Below are 18,746 nucleotides of genomic sequence, written 5' to 3'. Positions count from 1 at the left end.
ATGAATTCTGTATAAATTAAAGCGGCGGCTTGCTAAATCAGAATCTCTCACCTTGCGGAGGCGATCTTTGGGCTATAAATTTAAAGAGGCGGGCTATAAAGTCGCGGCGAGATGAGATTAGAATTTTATCCTCGAAGGCTCCATCGGCTTGCTGTAGAAGTAGCCTTGCATATATTTAATCCCCATCTCTTCTAAGATGATTGAAATTTCGTGGTTTTCTACGTATTCGGCGATGAGCTCGTAGCCCTGCTTGCGCGCGAAGTTAGCGATAGTTTCGACGATAGCGCGCGAGTTTTTGTCGTTTGCGATATTTTTGATGAGCGCTCCGTCGATCTTTATGTAATCCACGTCGAGCGTTAAAATTCTATAGTAGTTGGAGTATCCGCTGCCAAAATCGTCTATCGCGACCTTGCAGCCATAGTTTTTGGCTACGGCGATGAAGCTTCTAAGGCTCTCGTAATCGTCGAATTCCTCGCTTTCTAAAATTTCAATGAATAGATTTGAAGCATTTGGGCTGGATGCTAGCTTGCGCTCTAAAAGCTCCTTGATACCTTCGTTTGCGATGTCAAAATATGAAAGATTTATGCTAAAGCAAGTCCCTGCGAAGCGGTCTAGCAAGCGAAAGGCTTCGTTTATTACGACCTGAGTTAGCGGGATGTAGAGCGAGGTTTGCTTTGCGATATCGATAAACTCACCCGGGCAGCGCGTCTTGCCCGAACGATCGATTAGGCGGATTAGAATTTCATATACTAACGGGACATAATCACCGCCCTCGGTGCCGTATGTGTTGCCACTAGGGTCGCGGTGGGTAATATCAAATATGGGCTGAACGAGCACAAAGACTTGATTTTTCTTGATCGCGTTTTGAATGGTGTTGATCATAATCTGGTTTTGAAGATATTTTTCCTCAATCGCATTTGGGCGCGAGTAAAAGCCCACGTGCTCGTTTTTGCTCTGCGCCTCATACATCGCCATAACCGCCTGAAAGACCCTATTTGCGCCGCCCGCTACGTCTGCACGCTCGCTTACACCCATCGTGATATTTAAAGGCGCGGAGGCAAAGCCCTCGGTCGTATGGAGATTAAAGACCTTGTCGGTAAAATATTTGTTTATGATCTCCACGTCGCGCGCGACATTTAGTCCCTCGTAAAATAGGCAAAACTCATCCGATTGGATGCGAAAGATACTAGCTTTGATCTCATGCGATTCGATACACATCGCAAGCGTGCGCGCAAAGGAGCGCAGAATTTCATTCGTCGTCTCCGCCTTGTAAAAAAGCCGTAAATTTGCAAAATTTACGATAGTTATGTAGATCGCTACGCCCGTTTTTTCGGCGTTTATTAGCTCGTATAGCGCTGCTTCGTTGCCCTGGCCCGTAAGATGATCGATATAGACTTGATTGTTTAAGCTCTCCTTTGCGCTCGCAAGAGCTAGCTTCATAATCTCGCGCTCGCCGATGTCATGAGCGTAAAGCGCATATAGCGGCGGCTTAGATGCAGCCGCGATATTTGCTAGCCTTAGGCTCACATCGGCTAGTTCGCCGTTTTTACGAAGCAGGCGCGTATCTTTGGCGCTTTTATTTACCATCGCAGGAAGTTCGGTCCCCTTATCTTTGGGCATCAAAACTCCAAGATCGCTTCCTTGCAGCTCGTTTTGTTCGTAGCCGCTTAAGCTAAGCGCGCTTTTATTAGCGTATAAAATTTTAAAGCTCTGATCTGCTAAAACTATCGCTTCGCCTGCCTCCTCGCATAGGGCGCGATAGGGCGCGAGGGCGCGTTTACTACGCAAAGCATTGGAATTTATGATGTAAGTAAGCAGTAAAAACGACAAAAACACCGCCGTGTAAAGCATCGTCATTTGCATAAACGAGCCGTAGAATTTCTCGCTAGCGTAAGAAAATCGTTCGCGCAGACTTGCGAAGCGCTCGTTGAGCAACGAGAGATTATCGCTTACGATGATATTTTGACGCTCGAAATTCCTTAAAATTTGCCGCGCGATTCCTATAAACGCAGCTTCGTCGGGGCTTGACGCATCTGCGCTTTCTAGCGCGCTTTTTAAAGCAGAGATCTCGGAACGATTTTTATAGTTAAGCCCTAAAATTTGAGAGTAGAGATTTGCTCTTTGCGCATTTGCGCCACTGGATAAAAATTTTTGCTGCAGACTTTGAAAAAGGATTAAATTCTGCGAATTTAAAGCCCCAAGCTCGTCTAAAAGCGAAATTTTATCGCTAAAAGCGCTTCCGATCGCGCGCACATCGCTGCTAAGTCCGATTTTATCGATGATTTTGTCTTTTTGCAGAGCTTGCAACACCTGATAGATGCCGCGCATATCGGCATTTGCGATCGAAAAGTCCCTTCTTGCGATCTTTGCATCAAATAATATATTTAAGCGGTTGTCGGCATTATCGATCAAAGCTAGCTCGCGCGAAATCGTGCTAAATCTCGCTACATCTCTTAGCGACGAGAAATAATTCCCGGCGATGATTATGCCTAATATCATAATCCCCGCCATCAAAGCCCACATTATCTTATCTTTCATCCTGCGCCTCCGTCATCTCGCCCTTAAGTGTAGCTAAAAAGCTCATCAAAGCATCAAGTTCTCCATCGCTAAGATCGTATTTTAGCAGATCCTTTGCGATCTGCCGCACCGCAAGACGCAAATCCGTCTGCCCGTTTACGTAAGGCGCGGTTTGCGTGATATTGCGCAAGCTAGGCACGCGGCGCAACTCAAATCCATCGGAAGTGAGCCTATGCTTAGGCGCATCCTCCTCTTCCGCGCTTGGACGAATTTTAGTAAAGCTGCCGGTGCCTAGGCTAACGCCGTTGTGACATGCCGAGCACAGCCGCACAAAAAGCACATATCCGTTATATTCGGCATCATTTAGCTTAACCTCGCCGCGCAAAAATCGGTCAAATTTGGAATTTATCGCCGTTTTGGATTTTAAAAATTCCTTCAGCGCATCAATGAAGTTCGCCGTATTCGCCTCACCGTAAGCACTTTCAAAAGCCTGCTTGTAGGCTAAATTCTTCTTAATAAGCTCTAAAATTCTATCTTCGCTCGCATCAAGCTCGTTCGTGCCAAAAACCGACGCCGCGATCCGCGCTTCAAAGCCCGCGAAATTATAATCGCCCAAGTAGCGGTCAAAATAATAAGAATTTATTAGCGTAGGCACGCGTCCATCGCGCACTGAAGCGCCTGAGTCGTTTAGATAGAAGTTATGGCAGCTCTCGCAGGAGCGGCCTTTGCTGCTAAATCTTACGTCGGTAAAAATTTTTGCGCCCAGCCGCGCCTTTTGCGGGTCATATTTAGGCATCTCAAGCGGCGTAAAAAGATTGCCGCAAAGCCCCAAAAGCGGCGCCAGGCTAAATATAAAACAGCTTAAAACTCGCTTCGATCTCATCGCTTATCATCCCGCCTTTAGCCTGCTTTTCCAAAATCTCCTCGATCTCGCGCTCGCTAGCCTCCGCGCCGTCCATATACAGGTGCCACGCGGCGTTTTGCACAGCTTCTTGCAGACTGCGTTTTTGTTCGCGCCTCTCGGTTAAAATTTCGCTTTTAAATTTGATGTTGCGTGCCCCGAGCAGCGCCTCAAATTTTTCGGCGGCGCTAGCAAGTCTTTTGTGCCCTGTGCCAAAGCGCTCAAACAGCGGCGCCAGCATCGATGAATTGCGCTCGCTCGCCCAGTTTAGATAAATTTTTCGCTCGCCCAAAGCCAAAAACGCCTCAAAATCCTCCGTGCTTTTTAGCGCGGGGCTCATAGTAAGAAACGCGATGTCAAAAACTGCGGGAATTTTAAAATTTTCGCTCTCGCGGCTTTTGCTCGCAGCGTCTTTTAAATTTAAAGCCTGCGCTTCTTGAGTTTGCGAGTTTGAAATTTCGCTCTGCGAGCGCGGATAAATTTTAAAATTTTCGCCCGCTGCGTCTGCAAAACCATCGCGGCTCAGCCGCTCGTAAAACTCCGCAAAGCTTAAATTTAATACGTTTTGCAAGCTGATGCCAAACTCCTCCGCGCTGCGCCTTAGCTCGCGCAGCATCCCCTCCGAGCTATCGATCGCCGTCACTTTAGCGCCCAGCGACGCGAGATACAGCGAGTAAACCCCCGTACCGGCGCCCACGTCGAGCACGCTTTTGCCCGCAAAGCTCGCGCCCCAGCCGCGCAGTATCTCAAACACTCGCTTACCGAAATCCCCTAACTCGCCGCTAAATTTAGCGTAACTTTCGGACTTTTTATCCCAGCTATTTTCATCTGATTTTTCGCTGATTTTCTCCACCGCTCGCCTTTAAATTTTTTGTAATAATAGCAAAATTTGGCAATTTTTCCGAATTTGGGCTATAATAAATACTTTCAAAATCTAGGCGAAAGGGCGTTCATGGCGGACGTGACGATAAGAAATTTAAACTTTGCTTACGAAAAACGCGAAATTTTAAAAGATATAAACTTAAACTACGAGCTGCGCGATTTTTTAGCAATTTTCGGGCCCAACGGCGGCGGCAAAAGCACCCTTTTAAAGCTACTTTTGGGGCTATTGCGACCAAGCTCGGGCACGATCGAAATTTTAGGCAGATCGCCCGCGCTTGCCAGGGCGCAAATGGGCTACGTGCCGCAGTTCATCGCGATAAATAAAAGCTTTCCCATAAGCGTGCTCGAAGTCGTTTTAATGGGGCTGATAGATAAGAAAATTTTCGGCTTTTACAGCAAATCCGAGCGCGAGCAAGCCATGCAAGCCCTGGAACGCGTAGGCATGCAAGACCTTGCAGACTGCCGTATCAGCGAGCTTAGTGGCGGACAAAGACAGCGCGTTTACATCGCGCGGGCGCTGTGTGCGAAGGCTAAAATTTTACTTCTTGATGAGCCGCTAGCGAGCATCGACACGATGGGACAGGTTCAAATTTACGAGCTTTTAAAATCCCTAAACGAGAGCGGCTGCGGCATAATTTTAATCAGCCACGACGTGCAGCTCGCGCTAAACTACGCAAACCGCGCGCTTTACGTCGCAAACGGCTCGGCGCACACTCATGAGATCAATCCGGGAGGCAGAGCGGAATTTTTAGATCACCTGCGACGCGAGCACGGGCACTTCTGCGCCGTCGATCTCGCGCTTAACGAATGCTGCTGCAAGGAGGGCGAAAATGGCTGAAATTTTATCTTACGATTTCATGCGAAACGCCCTGCTCGGCGGGCTTTTAGTCAGCGTAGTCTGCGGCGTAGTGGGCTCTTTAGTCGTGATAAATCGCATGAGCTTCATAGCAGGCGGCATCGCGCACGGCGCATACGGCGGCATCGGCATCGCGCTATTTTTAGGCATCTCGCCCGTGTTGGGAGCTAGCGTATTTGCGCTGTTTTTGGGGCTGCTCATCGCCTACGTCACGCTGCGAAACACCGAGCGCTTCGACGCCGTAATCGGCGCGATATGGGCGTTTGGAATGGCGCTGGGGATAATTTTCGCTGATCTCACGCCGGGGTACAAATCCGATCTGATGAGCTTTTTATTCGGCTCGATCTTAGCGATAAATCACGAAAATTTAATCTTCATCGGCATTTGTGGAGCGGCATTTGCGGCGCTTACGGCGTGCTTTTACAGGCAGTTTTTAGCGATCAGCTTCGATAAGGAATTCGCCCTGCTGCGCGGAGTAAATACGAGCGTCTTTTACTATGTCCTCGTGGTGATGGCGAGCCTCGCGGTGGTCGCGTCGATTCAGATCGTGGGGCTAATCTTGGTGATCTCGCTGATGACGATCCCGCCCTTCATCGCCGAAAAAATTTCAAAAAGCTTAGGCTCGATGATGGCGATAAGCTGCGGGCTATCGGCGCTTTTCTGCGCGGCGGGGCTTGTTTTGAGCTTTAAGCTCAATCTAACCAGCGGCGCTTCGATAATCCTAGTCGCCTCGGTCTGCTTTTTCGCAAGCTCGATCTTTAGCAAACTTCGCGCCTAAAATCCCGCCCAGCTCGCTAAGCAGGATGCCTGCGAGTATCAGCGCCGCGCCTAAAATTTGAAGCGCGCTTAGCTTCTCGCCGAAGGCATACCCCATAATGCCCGCGCTTACGGGCTCCAGCGCGAAAATCAGCACCGTTTTTATCTCGCTTACGCCGCGATTTTGCGCCATTGTTTGGATCACAAACGCCGCGAGGGTGGCAAAGATCGAGGTCAAAACCAGCGCGAAAACAAAATCAAAACTCGGCGAAAAGATCAAATTTCCTAGCACCTTTATCTCGCCTTCAAATTCCGCGTGCGGAGTGAAAACCGCCGCGATCAGCGCGCAGACGCAGACGCAGATAAACTGCACGATCACAAAGCCGTAGAGATTGCTCTTACGCGCGCAGACGCCGGTAAAGACGATGTGAAGCGCGTATGCAAACGCGGAAATCAGCGTTAGCCGCTCGCCTATGCCGAAACCCACCGCGCTTGCTCCGCTTAAAAAATACAGCCCCAAAAGCGCCACAACCGCGCCGCCAAAGGCGCTCGCACCGACCTTTTTGCCGAAAAACGCAAGCATCAAAAAGGGCACGATGACGACGTTTAGCCCCAAAATGAACGCCACCGTCGAGGAGAGCGCATAATCAAGCGCTATGGTCTGGCACGAAAAATCGCAAAATAGCATCAGCCCGCAAAACACGCCCCGCCCTATCGTGCCGCGGTCAAATTTGACGCCGAAGCGCAGGCAGGCGAGGTAGGTAAAAATGCTCGCCGCCAAAAAGCGCCAAAATAAAAAGCTAAAAACGTCGCCGCTATGCAGCGCGCGCTGAACCGGCACGAAAGTGCATCCCCAAACGATCGCTACGAAAAGTAGCCCCAGATCCCACAGTCTGCTAGGTGGAGCGGGGTTTTGCGCGCGGCTTCGCACGGAACTAGAATTTTGCCCGAAACTCTGCGCGGAATTCGAGCTTTGCGTGCAGTTTTGCGTAGAGGCAGAATTTTGCGCAGCAGCAGGGCTCTGCGTAGAATCAGAGCTTTGCGCGAAATCGAAATTCTGCGCGGAATTTAAGCTTCGAGCGGAGCTAGAATTCTCTGCCGAATTAGATTTCTTCGCAAAATTCCGCGCCTTAAAATTTTTCAATCCAAAGCTCTGCGGCGTATGAGCAGAGCCGTGGCCGCTTGCAATGACCTCGGTAAAATTTTTCTTTAAGCGTAGCGTATGGGCGGCAGCGAGGCTTTTTGTGGGGCTTAAATTTAGCTCGTCTACGACACTTGCACGGCTTAGCAAACTCGCGCTATTTGTGCCGTCGCGAGTGTAATTTTCCGCAAAATTTAATATAAAATTTTGTCTGAAATTTCTTGCCGAATTTTCGCAAGGATATGTTTTGGAGGATTTCGCGGAATTTAAGGCTTTATTTTCGGCACGGCCCATGGCCTGCGCGGGCTTTAAATTTAACGCAAGAGTTACGAAATTTAAAGCGGATTTTCTTTCAAGATTTTTGACGCGCAGGGCGGAATAGGGCGCGACGAGACTGTGCACGGCAAAACTGGCCGAAGCACGATTGCGTGCGGCAAAACTGACCGAAACGGGATAAAATTTTAAATTTCTTTTGCAGATGAAATTTAACTCGGCGGCCGCGTCTTGAAATTTGAAATTTCTTTTGAGGTAGGGAGCGGGAGCGAAATTTACCGCACCGCCAGGCGCTGTATTTTTCGCGCGCTCGCACATCTGATTTGAGATAAAATTTAAAGCGGATTTTGAATTGAAATTTTCCGCGAGCTCCGAGATAGAATTTTTCATAATTTAAAGTAAAATTTCGCCGAGATTTTAGTGCAGTCGCGCCTATCTGACCGTCTTTATCGCGTTTAAAATCGCGCCCGAGTTTTTGCGAAATTCCCTTTCATTTTTGCTTAAAAAATCGAAGCTTTCGTTGATGAAGGCGCTGCTAAATTCGCTACTAAAATCGTCTCCAGGCTCGCGTCCGACGGCACTTTTAAAGCTTTTAGCAAAGCTCGCGTCGGCTCCTAGTTCACGCGCCAAAGGGCGAATGATTTCGTAAATTTCATCAAAGGCGTTGGTGCGCAGATAGTGGCTGAATAGCACCTCGCCGCTCATTACCGCCTTAGTATCGGCTTCGGACATATCTTTTATTTTAGCCAGCACGAGCTTTTTGATCGGCTCTACGGCAAGACTTAGCTTCTTGCTCGCCAGCCTTTGCATATTCTGCACGGCGATGCTTTTTTTGCCCACGCGCTCGGTAATGTAGCTAGGCAGATCGAGCTCGTAATCCTGTACGCCAGCGCGTTCGTATTCATTTGCAGCGCGTTCGATCAGAGTGCTTAGCGAGTTTTTAAAATTTTCGCTATCGCCCGCGCCCGCACTAAGCATCACGTCCAGCCCCTTTACGGCGACCTCCTCCCAGCTAGCAGTTGCAAATAGCGGCAATAAACAAAAGATTAATTTTTTAAGCAAAGTTTTTCCCTAATTAAAGATTGATTATTTTATTTCGAAAATTTTAATGTATAATCAACGCTTTTATAATACCAAAAGGGCTAGATATGGAGCTTTTACTCATCGCTTTCGCGCTTGCGATGGACAGCGTCGCGCTTAGTATCTCAAACGGCGCGAAATATCCGAATTTTAAATTTGCACAGATCGCGCGCGTCGCGTTTTTCTACGCGGCGGCTCAGTTTATAATGCCGCTAGCGGGCTACGCTTTGGGGATAAATTTCGTAAAATTTATCGCACAGATCGATCACTTCGTCGCGTTTGGAATTTTATCGTTTTTAGGCGTTAAAATGATCGCGGAATCCCGCCGCGAGCAGGACGAGCCAGATCTTCGCCTAAGCACGAAGGAGCTGATGCTGGGCGCGATCGCCACCAGCATCGACGCGATGGCTGTGGGCGTGACCTTTGCCTTTGGCGAGATAAACATCCTCTACGCCTGTTGCGTAATCGGGCTCGTCTGCTTCGCGCTGTGCGTCGCGGCGTGCTACGTAGGCAAGCTAACGGGCGAATATCTGCACTCAAAGGCGCTCATTTTAGGCGGCGCGATTTTGATCCTAATCGGGGTTAAAATTTTGCTTTCGCACCTCGGTATTATCGATATTTAGCGGCTTTTAAGCGCCGCTTTGAGATAATTTTTAAAACTAATCCGCAGGAGCAAAAATGAAAAATTTAATAAATTTGAGCGGCAGCGACCGCTTAAATTTGCGCGTAGAGGGCAAAATTTTACTCAGCGAGAGCATCAAAAACGGCAAAACGAGGCAGACGCAAAAGGAGTCTGCTAGCATAGACCAAGCGCAAAAAGCCTGCGTAAAAAAGGAGTGGGAGAGCCTAAAGAAGGGCTACGTCCTGCAAAACGCGGATGCGAGGCCTGGCGAAACGAGCCTGCACGTTTACATCGGCGGCGGATACACGGGCGCGCTAGCATTTGCGGGAGCGGAGGGTGAGCTTTTCGTCTATAAATGCAGCGGCTACAAAGAGGGCGGAGCGCTGGATGATTTTCTAATCAGACTGGACGCAAGCGGCGCCGTAAAGCAGCAGACCCTCTTGCCAAAGCCGCTTGCGTGGCAGGCGGAGCGCGCGGGCGAAATTTTGCTTTTGGATCTGGATCATTTTATCTTTAAATTTGATCCTTCGAGCGGCGAATTTAGCGATCTCTCTCAAGGGTTAAGCTTTAAAAATAGCAAAGAATTTACGAGTTTCGTTTGCGCTGCGAAAGATACGGCGGCGTTTGCGATGTTGGGTCAAATTTTTACTCTGTGCGGCGGCGAGATTTCGCCTCTTGCCGAATACAGATCCGAAATGAAAAGCTACGCGCCGATCTTGTGCGCCGCGCTCGACGCTGACGGCACGCGGCTCGCGCTTTGCTGCAAGCAAAACGAGATCAAAATTTTAAGCACGCTAAACGGAGAAGTTTTAAACGAGATCGGAGGCAATTTCGGCATTTTTGATAAAATTTGCTTTTTAGCGGACGGCTCGGTATTAGGCAAGGAGCGCTACGCAGGCAAGCTAGTTTGCCTCGATACCGCAAACGGCGAGCGGCTAAAGCCCGCTTGGCTGCGGGACGAATGCACCGAGGCAGACGAACTTTGTGTTAGCGCGGACGGTTCGAGGCTGGCGTTAATAAAGTACGACAAAGCCCGCATCATCGATCTAAAAAGCGGAAATTTGCAGCTTAGCTTTGAGCTCTCGCACGTCGTGAAGCGCTGCGAGGCGAAATTTGAACGCATAAATGGCGAGGAATTTTTGGCCGTGCGCACCGACTACGGCTGCTTTAGCCTATATCGCGTTTGAATTCGGTGAAATCTAACCTTCAGATATGCATTTCTGTAACTTATGAAATTTCCTCTCAGTCTTTTGAATTAATGCACCCAATTCTGCGCTGTTCACTGCATAAAGCGTAATTGTCCATGTAAAATTTTGAATAATGTCGTTTCAATCGCGGCGGCAACGACCTTGATGAAATCGCTGCGCATATAGGCAAAGTGACATTTTGGCACTATTCTCACTTTAAACGAGCTAGTATCACCAAAAAGAACGAATGCTATTCCATAATATCTTGCTTACGCTTGCATAGGTATTTAGGTTATACCATGCTTTTTTCGATTTTTTACGATCAACCTTTAATGATTGCTCGCGACATTGAGTACGACCTAATGGCATAAAAGAGGAATGAATTATATATAAAGTAAAGTAAAATTCATCAAGCGTGTCATTAAATAAAGCTATTATGTAAATTTTAATGTATAATGAAAAATAAAAATTTAAAACTGCAGGGGGATATGTCAAACCAAAATTTGATCAAATTTTTAAAAGCCACTCTTTGGATGAGTGTATAATGATCTAAGAAAATATATCTATGCGGCGGAGTATTGTATAAATAGTGAGGTAAAATTTGAATGAACATATTTGAAAATAAATCAAAAAGAGCTATTGCGCAAAGTATAATTGATTGTTTTAGGGAAGGCCCAAAAATCAATTATTTTTCAATTAATGACAATAGAAGAAAAGTTATTGCAAGACGGCATGTTGAAAAACTTCAAAAAGAGAAGCATATAATTATATTGGAGCATTATCGACCAAACACAAAAAAATGGGAATTTGTATATGCGGATGTAACGTTAATTATGAAAAAAAATCCAGATGATAGTTCTACTAATAAAATAATCGAAGAGGACTATAAATATATTGGATTTGATATTATATTTAGCCTGACTGACGGAATGATATATAAGAGGATATTTATAAATTTTTCTTTTCATGCCCTATTGCGATTTATTGAAAGATGTAATATCAAAGAGCTATCCACACCAGATAAAGTTAAAAAATTTTTATTTTCAATGATAAGACCGATCTTGTTAAGATGTTTGTCTATGTATGATAGCCTTTGCAGTGAGTTAATGCATAATCAAAGTAATTATGATGAAATCAGGAAAAATTTAAGCAAAGGATTTCATATTGTGATTAATGATATATTCATGCCTATTGCGTTTGATATTGGTAAGAATAGTGAGGGAAAGCCCAGTCTTTGTTTTACGATTAAAACGATAATGCCAGTAGAATTTAATAGTGCTAAAAGAGCGATTAAGAAAGAAGAAGAAAGGCCCCCTAAAGAAAAAATTTTTGAATACTTAAATATTATAAAAACATTAATTATTTAGAAATAATATGCTTGGGTGCAAAAAAGGAGAATGATGTAATGAAGATATGAATCTACTACGAAGATACCGATGCAGGCGGCATAGTCTATCACGCAAACTATATAAAATTTCGCAAGCAAACACTCAGATAGATGTTTTTGATTCAGAACCCAAGCTTTTTGTAAAGACGGGTATTTTGTTGCGAGCAAGATTTGGGCTAAATTTAAAAAGCCCAGCCGTCTTGGGCGACATACTAATAGCTGAGCTAAAAAAGATGTCCGCAATAGTAAAGTAGCAATTACGAAGGCTCTCTATTTTCTACCAACCAGAAGCTTTGAGCTGCCCAGCATCAGCCATTTGGCTTCGCGCGGGCCCATAAAAAGCCCCTGCGTCGTGTCTATAAGCTCGACCCGCTCGTAGCCCTGCTCCTTAAGGCGTGCGATGAAAGCATCCATGTCACCGTAGTTTCCGCGCGAGAAAAGATCGTGGATCGCGAAGCTGCCGCCCTTTTTAAGCACGCGGAGCGTCTCTAAAAGCAGCGCCTGGCGGTCCTTGCGCATGATGTTGTGATAGACGTAGTTGCTTGTAACCGCATCGAAACTGCCGTCCTCAAAGGGCAGCTGCGTGGCGTCAGCCTGCTCGAAGCTAACGTTGCTAACCCCCTCTGCACGCGCGTTTGATTCGCACAGCTGTTTGTTAAAAGACGCGTACTCAAAGCCCCAGCGATCGACGCCTAGCACTGATGCGTGCGGGTTGCGCTTGGCGACGGCGATCGTTAGAGCGCCGCTGCCGCAGCCTACGTCCAGCCCGCGCCCGCCCTCGGGCAGATCCACGTATTTCGCCGTGCCCTCTACGATCGCGCGCGAGAGCTGACGCTTGCCGCCGTAATCAAACGCGCGGTACCACACGACGCAGTATATCGTAAAGCCGATCAAAAACAGCGCCGCTGCGCCGAAAAGCCCGGCAAGAAACCACCTCAGCACGCCGCCTACGAAGGCGCCGCAAACGCCGAAAATCAAAAACAAAACTAACGCTACGCCCGCACCCGCGGCAAAGCTCACGATCATGCCCTTAGGCACCCAGTTTTTATAGTCCGGTTTCATCTTCGCTCCTTTTATTAAATTTAATCTCGCGGCAAAAAAGCACGCTGCGGCGAAATTTTAAATTCCGCCCGTAAATTTTAAATTTCGCAGCTCAAACCTCGCTTAAATTTAAACGCACGCTAATAGGTGTATTTAAACTCCACGTAATAGTTGCGCCCTGGAGCCGGAGTATAGATGTCCGAGCGTAAATTTTGGTTGTAATTATACTCCTCGTCAAAGACGTTTTTGACTCCGGCGCTTATCAAAAATCCGCTTGCGAAGCGGTACGCAGCGCCCAGATCTACGATCGTGCGCGAGTCGATCCTATCGTGGTTGACGTCGTGCGATGATGAGAAATATTTAAAATCGCTCATCAGCGTTAAATTTCTAATCGGCTCGTAATCGAGCCCTAAAACAAACTTCGAGCGCTCTACCAACGGAACCTGCTTGCCTTTATTCGCGCCGGATTGGATCTTGGCGTCCACGTATGAAAAGGTCTCGCTGAGCTTTAAATTTGAAAGCAGACTTTGCTCCGCATACAGCTCCACGCCCTTGCGGCGCGTCTCGTCGATATTGATAAAATGCCAACCGTCGGTGATCGAGCTGCCCAAAGTTTCGTTTATGATCTCGTTTTTCGTATCGGTCCAAAAGATCGTAGCGCTTACGTATTGCCCGTAGATCAGGTCTTTAAGACCGATCTCGTAGGTTTTAAAAGTTTCGGATTTGAGGTTATTAAGCACATAGGGCCCGTTGCGACCGAGCTTGTCGATAAGCTGATTAGGCCCCGGCGAGATATAGCCGCGCTCAAATTTAAAATATAGATTGCCATCCTTGGAATAATTAAAATTCGGCGTAATCTCAAAAGCGTAGTTGTTTTTATGATCCGTTACGTGCGTGCTTTCTTGAGTATGAAATATGCGCCCCATCCTACGCATTGTCGTAGAGACTTCGCGATCTACTTTGTATTCGGCGCGCTCAAAACGCCCGCCAGCACTAAGCGAAAACAGATCGGTGAAATTGTGCTTTTGCAGCGCATAGACCGAGTGGGTAAGCTTTTGCATATCAAAGATCGTAAGCTGCGAAAGGCTCATCATAGGATTCATCGCGACATCAAAATTTATCCTACGAAAGCCCTTGTTTTTGAGATAATCATATCCCGCTATGAACTCGCCGCTGTCGTAGTCGAGCTTGCCTTTTAAATTTGCCCCCTCTTTGCGGTCTTTCATTACGAATCCGCTCTGAATGATCCTGATATCTTGATAATAAGGGTGCAAATTTGCTTCGATTTTATCGCCGAATTTTACCGTGTAGCCGAAATCGAAATTTGCTCGCGTGCTTTTGGTAAAAGTCCGCTCGCCTCCTTGCTGGCGGCGATCCGCCTTAAGCTCGGCAAGCCCTAAGCTCGGCACCGAATAGGTTCGCGCCTGATAATAGCTCGGATCAAAGGAGATGCTTTGCTCGTCCGAAATTTTATAATGCATCCCGAGCGAGCCGTAGTAGCCGGTATTTTTCTCGCCCTTGCGGTATCCGCGCTGCTTAAAGCCCTTTACGGCGGTTTTTAGAAACAGATTATCGCTCACGCCTCCGCCGAGCCCTAAATTTAGATCTTTATAATTATACGACGCGATCTTGGTGGAGACATTGGCGTATGGGTATCTGGCGCCCTTTTTTGTGATGATATTTATCACGCCGCCGCTGGTGCCGCTGCCGTAAAGCACACTACCGCCGCCGGGGATGATCTCCACGCGCTCGATATCTTCGATCGGAATGAGATCGATCGGGATGCTCGTCGGCGTCGTGTCGATCATATTGAGCGCGACTCCGTTAAGAAGGACCTTGACGGAGGTATTTGCCTTCTGACCCTGTCCGCGCAGATCGACCATATCGCCGTGGAAGCTAACCCCCGGCGCCTTTTCTAAAATTTCGCGCAGATCGCGGTAGCCGCGGTTTTCCATATCCTCCGCAGTGATGACCGAGACGTTGCGAACCTCGTTTTTAAGCATATCCTCAAAGCCCGTTGCGGTAACTACGATGGTGCCCAGCTTCGTGGCGTTCGCGCCGGAAGCGTTTTTAGGAGCTGCGGAATTTACCGCTCTCGCGCCAGGCGCGTTGATATTTTCGGACGTAGCGTTGTTTTCGGCTCCGTTCAGTTGTAAGGCGGCGCACAAACTTAGCGCAATCGCAGCATTTGAAAGATAAAATTTCTTAAACATCACTCTCCCCTATTTAAAATTAGAATTTTGCGAATGATTTGCAAATGCTATATTATAATTTCTCTTGATTAAATAATAATAAATTTCAAAGATTAAAGATAGATTTTTTAAAATTTTGGCGTAGATTGGATGAAATTTTGATCTTGAGCGTTTTGAGAGGCACGGTAAAATTTTGGTTTTAAATTTAGACTCTTTAGCGGTTTTTATTTCTTAAAGCGGCAAATTTGCGAAGCGAATCTAGCTGGAATTTTTAAAATTTAGTCAATCCCTAAAATCATACCCGTCTAAAATGCGCCCAAAAGTATTAAACCTATCCTAGCGCTCATTTTTTTCCATATGGCCTTTTTAATTTTGCTTGCGCATCAATTATTTTTATCATGACTCGCCCTCTTTAGCCACTCTTTTTCAAATTTATAATATCTTTCAAGCTTTTTATTCTTTTCTGCTTGATTCCACTTTTCTATCTCGGCATAATCTTGCAGCTCGCCTCCGCACTTAGGGCAAACGCTCCTATCTTTAACGTCCGAGAAATTATAAAATTTAAGACACTCTTTGCAGCGCATAAATTTAGGATAATATTTTATGCTTTTTTCGGAGCGAAATGCGAGATATAAAAAGAAAGCGCACGCCGCAAAGCATAAAATTCCTATGATGATACGCAGATACGCGCTATCAAATTTTACCGATGCCATAAAATCGGGTTTTATACCAACTTCCCCCAATAGAGCGGCCGCCAGTCCCCATGCGAAAAAAAGCGAAAAAGCCGATTAATGCAAAAATTCTATTTAGCATTTTTATATTCCTCGTATAACAAATCAAAATTTCATCGCTTTTTAAATTTACGCTTTTTGGGCTTTGGCGGTTTAACGCCTTGATGAGGAGCGTTTCTTCGCCAGTAGTCGCCGTCATTATACTCCGTAAGCTTTTTGCCGCAGTCTGGGCAAATTTGATCCGTATCTTTGACGTCCTCGTACATGTAAAATTTAAAGCAGTCCTTACGCCACATATATTTCGGGTATTTTTTTATACTCTTTTCAGAGCGAAAGGCGAAATAAAAGCCGTAAATACCCATTATTAAAAATACGATTGCGGGCAATATCCACAAACTACCCGCATCATCAAATTTAATATATTTCTCGCCTATTTTTACATGTTTATGTACCGTAAAATTTATAAGATATAAGAAGCACATTATGCCTGTCAAAAAAGAGGCAATTCTATCTAGCATTGCGCCGCCCCTTTTCCTTATGATCTGCTTTGCTCATCGTATTTTGCGCCATACCGTCCGATCCTTTAAATTTTATAGTTTTATCCGTGCTGTCATACGCAAATTTTATTCCGTAATGAACTGCTTATAAGGATCCGGTACCGTCGGATGTTTGGAAAATAGCAATGGCATATATTTGTAAATATCTACCATAACGATCTCTTGATACACATTATCTAGCCGCCAATCTATTTTGTCGTAGTGCTTGTTTTTATCATGCATATCTTCTATAAGGAGATCGCCATTTTTTATACCGAAATTTATAATTAGATCGAGCTCCTCTAGCGTGTATCCCCAATCTATATGGAAAAATTTAAATACTACGGATATGATCCCGTCTCCTTCGATTGCGGAGGATAATAACTCTACAATGTGTTTTTCTCTCATTGTCACCTTTCTTTAGCATAAAAATTTATCTTTGCCGCTCGGTATCTTTTTGGTTTATAAGTTCCGCCGAGCCCTCCTCAAGCGAATTATACTTATCCAGATGTATATGCGAATGTTTCGGCGCAAAATCTTGCGCTAAAGTAAGCAAATGCCTGGCAAGAGATATAAGCCCGCTTTTATTCGCCCTTATAGTAACTTCGTTTCCTGGAGCATTGACGGAGATCGCGAAGTCCTTTTCTCATTGTAGCTGCAGTCCCCTTTCTGCGCAGTAATCTAAGGTTTTTATAACATACTGCCCCATATATCGCCGATACTCCTTTCTAAATTTAATCGGTTGCCGATAGAATTTACCTCATCGATCGGCTAATCGATCTCGTAGTATTTTGGAAAAATTATATCTAAAATAAAAATGAAAGAGGTCGGAATAACTAAATTTAAGACAGGTGCTGTGCGTGAAAATGAAGTGGATTAAAATTTGAAAACAACTTAAGCAGGAATCAAAGAAAAATAGAAAGAAGTGATTATAACTTAAAAATAGCTTAAATGGTGGTCCCGATTGGACTCGAACCAACGACTTCCACCATGTCAAGGTGACACTCTACCAACTGAGTTACGGGGCCAAAAAGAAACGGCAGTATATCAAAAAAATCTCTCAATAGCAAGCAAATTTTAATTTTTCGTAAAATTCCGTCGAAATTCTGCGTAGGGTTTAGTCGCTACGATGGAATTTCGCGTGAAATTTCATCCGCATTCGCGCGGCGCGCCTTATTCGTCGCATTCCGTCTCGCCCGCCTTACTCTACATTTGTCTTGTTTTACTACCTTGTTTTATTCCGTCCGCCTTGCTTTACCATGTCATATTTCACCCGCCTGCCTCTCCGCCTTGAGCCCGTTAAGACGTCCAAATTTTCTCATTCAGCTTTAGAATTTTTACGATTTGTAGCATCGCGTCCAGATCCGCTTTGATATCATTTGCGATGCGGGCATTGAGCATCGGCTGATCCAAGCTCGGCTCGAAACTATCGGCGCCGCGAGATATCGCGATATAAATTTTATTTTGCTTAAAGCTAAGCGAGATATCCGATTTTACGAGCTGTTTAAGAGATAGAATTTTCTCCATCAGCACGGGCGTCAGGACATACATAGCCGCCACCGTATCACTTGCGTAAACCGAAAAGTTTGCATTGAAGTCCGCGTTATCTATCGGGATTTTGCGGCTGCTCCATAGCTTGCGCGGTAGTGCAGACGGCGGCAAATCTATGCCTGTGGGTGCCGCCGCGCCCGAAAAAACAAAAACATCGGAGCCAATTTTTTTATTAAAATTTGCCACGAAAAAGGGTCCTTCGAAAAATGTGGCGTAATTATTTTTAAAAATAAATGGAATTCCCGTACCGATTTCTTTTTCCAGCCTTATATCGCAAAACATAAAATCTACTCCGCCTGCGTTCGCGCAAACCAGATCATCCGCGCGAAATCTATCAAATCCGTCAAATATCTCGCTTGCTCTTACCTCTTTTTCCTGAAAAAGCGCGCCCATTTTATACGAAAAGCCCAGGCTCTCGATATAAGGCTTGAGATAAAGCTCTTTGTAGCGCATCAAAAATCGCTCGGTTTTGCGCTCAAAAATCCACTCGTAAAATTCGTCCCGCATGGCGATTATTGCTAAAATAGACATGACCAAAAAAGATAAGCTTTCTATGCCAAGATCGAGTTTGGGAAAATCAAGAAAGATGATTATCAATGCGAGCGCAAGCATCGGACCGAAAACCGCAAACGCTACGAGGTAACTTAAAATTTTCCAAAGCTTGCGACTTTTCTTAAGCCGTTTGCGCTGCTTTTCTAACTCTATGACGGTTTTAATATCCACGCCCAACCTCTATTTATTAAATTTAATGGCGCAACCTTGCGGCACAGCGTAAATCTGCGCCCGATACGGCATATGCCGCTTGGATGTCGCTAAATTTTGCAGCTACTTGCGCAAACCGCACGTTCCGTTTGTTCGCCATACCCTACCTCGTTTCGCCCCGCTTGCCTCGCTCCGCCTTACGCCCGTTAAGACGTCCAAATTTTTTCATTCAACTTTAGAATTTTTACGATTTGTAGCATCGCGTCCAGATCGATTTGTATCTTGCTCGCGAGCTTATCACCGCGTATCGGCTTACTTAGATCGGGCTCAAAGCTATCGTATCCGCGGGGGATTTTTATATAAATTTTGCTTTTTCTGAAACTAAGCGCGA

17 protein-coding genes and 1 tRNA gene are annotated in these 18,746 nt (G+C 45.9%); 5 read left to right on the top strand and 13 right to left on the bottom strand.

Translation table 11 applies throughout. The features are described from left to right. Positions 1–117 precede the first annotated feature (117 nt). The 3 genes from Q0277_RS10435 to Q0277_RS10425 are packed head-to-tail and all read right to left on the bottom strand — an operon-like array spanning position 118 to position 4,271. Positions 118–2,538 carry a GGDEF domain-containing phosphodiesterase gene (locus Q0277_RS10435; protein ID WP_297997802.1) on the bottom strand — a complete coding sequence of 807 codons (2,421 nt, stop codon included), beginning with the start codon at positions 2,536–2,538 and terminating at the stop codon, positions 118–120. Continuing rightward, positions 2,528–3,400, bottom strand: coding sequence for a cytochrome c peroxidase (locus tag Q0277_RS10430; protein WP_297997801.1), 873 nt, complete (start codon positions 3,398–3,400; stop codon positions 2,528–2,530). Before Q0277_RS10430 ends, Q0277_RS10435 begins: the two co-directional genes overlap by 11 nt. After that, on the bottom strand, positions 3,363–4,271 hold the full coding sequence (locus tag Q0277_RS10425; RefSeq protein WP_297997800.1) for a class I SAM-dependent methyltransferase: 909 nt from the start codon (positions 4,269–4,271) through the stop codon (positions 3,363–3,365). The genes Q0277_RS10430 and Q0277_RS10425 overlap by 38 nt, the downstream gene beginning before the upstream one ends. A gap of 99 nt (positions 4,272–4,370) precedes the next feature. On the opposite strand from Q0277_RS10425, the gene Q0277_RS10420 reads away from it, so the two are divergent. Then, positions 4,371–5,138 (top strand): ABC transporter ATP-binding protein, encoded by a 768-nt coding sequence (locus Q0277_RS10420; protein WP_297997819.1) that lies wholly within the window; start codon positions 4,371–4,373, stop codon positions 5,136–5,138. Beyond that, the gene (locus tag Q0277_RS10415; protein ID WP_297997799.1) at positions 5,131–5,934 is read left to right on the top strand and encodes a metal ABC transporter permease; all 804 of its coding nucleotides are present in this window, start codon (positions 5,131–5,133) and stop codon (positions 5,932–5,934) included. The genes Q0277_RS10420 and Q0277_RS10415 overlap by 8 nt, the downstream gene beginning before the upstream one ends. Here Q0277_RS10415 and Q0277_RS10410 read toward each other — a convergent pair. Then, positions 5,878–7,716 carry a DMT family transporter gene (locus Q0277_RS10410; RefSeq protein ID WP_297997796.1) on the bottom strand — a complete coding sequence of 613 codons (1,839 nt, stop codon included), beginning with the start codon at positions 7,714–7,716 and terminating at the stop codon, positions 5,878–5,880. The genes Q0277_RS10415 and Q0277_RS10410 overlap by 57 nt on opposite strands. A 42-nt stretch (positions 7,717–7,758) precedes the next feature. After that, positions 7,759–8,388, bottom strand: a complete 630-nt coding sequence (locus Q0277_RS10405; protein WP_297997793.1) for a hypothetical protein — start codon at positions 8,386–8,388, stop codon at positions 7,759–7,761. 86 nt (positions 8,389–8,474) lie between these two features. On the opposite strand from Q0277_RS10405, the gene Q0277_RS10400 reads away from it, so the two are divergent. The 3 genes from Q0277_RS10400 (at position 8,475) to Q0277_RS10390 (ending at position 11,582) form a co-directional block, all read left to right on the top strand. Beyond that, on the top strand, positions 8,475–9,029 hold the full coding sequence (locus Q0277_RS10400) for a manganese efflux pump MntP family protein (RefSeq protein WP_297997788.1): 555 nt from the start codon (positions 8,475–8,477) through the stop codon (positions 9,027–9,029). A gap of 55 nt (positions 9,030–9,084) precedes the next feature. Beyond that, a complete protein-coding gene (locus Q0277_RS10395; protein WP_297997784.1) occupies positions 9,085–10,215 on the top strand; it encodes a hypothetical protein in 1,131 nt (376 codons plus the stop codon). Positions 10,216–10,820: 605 nt separating this feature from the next. Continuing rightward, complete coding sequence (locus tag Q0277_RS10390) at positions 10,821–11,582, top strand: hypothetical protein (protein ID WP_297997783.1); 762 nt, start codon at positions 10,821–10,823, stop codon at positions 11,580–11,582. 290 nt (positions 11,583–11,872) lie between these two features. On the opposite strand, the gene Q0277_RS10385 is transcribed toward Q0277_RS10390, so the two are convergent. From Q0277_RS10385 to Q0277_RS10350, 8 genes are all read right to left on the bottom strand, one after another. Then, positions 11,873–12,664, bottom strand: coding sequence for a class I SAM-dependent methyltransferase (locus tag Q0277_RS10385; RefSeq protein ID WP_297997782.1), 792 nt, complete (start codon positions 12,662–12,664; stop codon positions 11,873–11,875). A 119-nt stretch (positions 12,665–12,783) separates the two neighbouring features. Beyond that, the gene (locus Q0277_RS10380) at positions 12,784–14,856 is read right to left on the bottom strand and encodes a TonB-dependent receptor (protein ID WP_297997780.1); all 2,073 of its coding nucleotides are present in this window, start codon (positions 14,854–14,856) and stop codon (positions 12,784–12,786) included. A 362-nt stretch (positions 14,857–15,218) separates the two neighbouring features. Further along, the gene (locus tag Q0277_RS10375) at positions 15,219–15,548 is read right to left on the bottom strand and encodes a hypothetical protein (RefSeq protein ID WP_297997779.1); all 330 of its coding nucleotides are present in this window, start codon (positions 15,546–15,548) and stop codon (positions 15,219–15,221) included. Positions 15,549–15,679: 131 nt separating this feature from the next. Beyond that, the gene (locus tag Q0277_RS10370) at positions 15,680–16,084 is read right to left on the bottom strand and encodes a hypothetical protein (protein ID WP_297997777.1); all 405 of its coding nucleotides are present in this window, start codon (positions 16,082–16,084) and stop codon (positions 15,680–15,682) included. A 105-nt stretch (positions 16,085–16,189) separates the two neighbouring features. After that, positions 16,190–16,510 (bottom strand): hypothetical protein, encoded by a 321-nt coding sequence (locus Q0277_RS10365; protein WP_297997776.1) that lies wholly within the window; start codon positions 16,508–16,510, stop codon positions 16,190–16,192. A gap of 544 nt (positions 16,511–17,054) precedes the next feature. Further along, positions 17,055–17,130: transfer RNA gene (locus Q0277_RS10360), tRNA-Val, on the bottom strand. 271 nt (positions 17,131–17,401) lie between these two features. Continuing rightward, the gene (locus tag Q0277_RS10355; RefSeq protein WP_297997774.1) at positions 17,402–18,376 is read right to left on the bottom strand and encodes a DUF3137 domain-containing protein; all 975 of its coding nucleotides are present in this window, start codon (positions 18,374–18,376) and stop codon (positions 17,402–17,404) included. 185 nt (positions 18,377–18,561) lie between these two features. Beyond that, positions 18,562–18,746, bottom strand: a 185-nt coding sequence (locus tag Q0277_RS10350) for a DUF3137 domain-containing protein (protein ID WP_297997772.1), incomplete at its 5' end; no start/stop codon positions are given.

The organism is uncultured Campylobacter sp. (assembly GCF_938030815.1).
In the GTDB taxonomy this organism is placed as follows: Bacteria; Campylobacterota; Campylobacteria; order Campylobacterales; family Campylobacteraceae; genus Campylobacter_B.
This window is presented reverse-complemented; position numbering and strand designations above follow the sequence as displayed.

Excerpts from the sequence above, each read along its gene's own strand:
- Q0277_RS10385 (WP_297997782.1), bottom strand. The coding sequence starts at position 12,664 with ATGAAACCGGACTATAAAAACTGGGTGCCTAAGGGCATGATCGTGAGC.
- Q0277_RS10390 (WP_297997783.1), top strand. The coding sequence starts at position 10,821 with ATGAACATATTTGAAAATAAATCAAAAAGAGCTATTGCGCAAAGTATA.
- Q0277_RS10410 (WP_297997796.1), bottom strand. The coding sequence starts at position 7,716 with ATGAAAAATTCTATCTCGGAGCTCGCGGAAAATTTCAATTCAAAATCC.
- Q0277_RS10400 (WP_297997788.1), top strand. The coding sequence starts at position 8,475 with ATGGAGCTTTTACTCATCGCTTTCGCGCTTGCGATGGACAGCGTCGCG.
- Q0277_RS10375 (WP_297997779.1), bottom strand. The coding sequence starts at position 15,548 with ATGGCATCGGTAAAATTTGATAGCGCGTATCTGCGTATCATCATAGGA.
- Q0277_RS10435 (WP_297997802.1), bottom strand. The coding sequence starts at position 2,538 with ATGAAAGATAAGATAATGTGGGCTTTGATGGCGGGGATTATGATATTA.
- Q0277_RS10365 (WP_297997776.1), bottom strand. The coding sequence starts at position 16,510 with ATGAGAGAAAAACACATTGTAGAGTTATTATCCTCCGCAATCGAAGGA.
- Q0277_RS10415 (WP_297997799.1), top strand. The coding sequence starts at position 5,131 with ATGGCTGAAATTTTATCTTACGATTTCATGCGAAACGCCCTGCTCGGC.
- Q0277_RS10370 (WP_297997777.1), bottom strand. The coding sequence starts at position 16,084 with ATGCTAGATAGAATTGCCTCTTTTTTGACAGGCATAATGTGCTTCTTA.
- Q0277_RS10395 (WP_297997784.1), top strand. The coding sequence starts at position 9,085 with ATGAAAAATTTAATAAATTTGAGCGGCAGCGACCGCTTAAATTTGCGC.
- Q0277_RS10380 (WP_297997780.1), bottom strand. The coding sequence starts at position 14,856 with ATGTTTAAGAAATTTTATCTTTCAAATGCTGCGATTGCGCTAAGTTTG.
- Q0277_RS10430 (WP_297997801.1), bottom strand. The coding sequence starts at position 3,400 with ATGAGATCGAAGCGAGTTTTAAGCTGTTTTATATTTAGCCTGGCGCCG.
- Q0277_RS10420 (WP_297997819.1), top strand. The coding sequence starts at position 4,371 with ATGGCGGACGTGACGATAAGAAATTTAAACTTTGCTTACGAAAAACGC.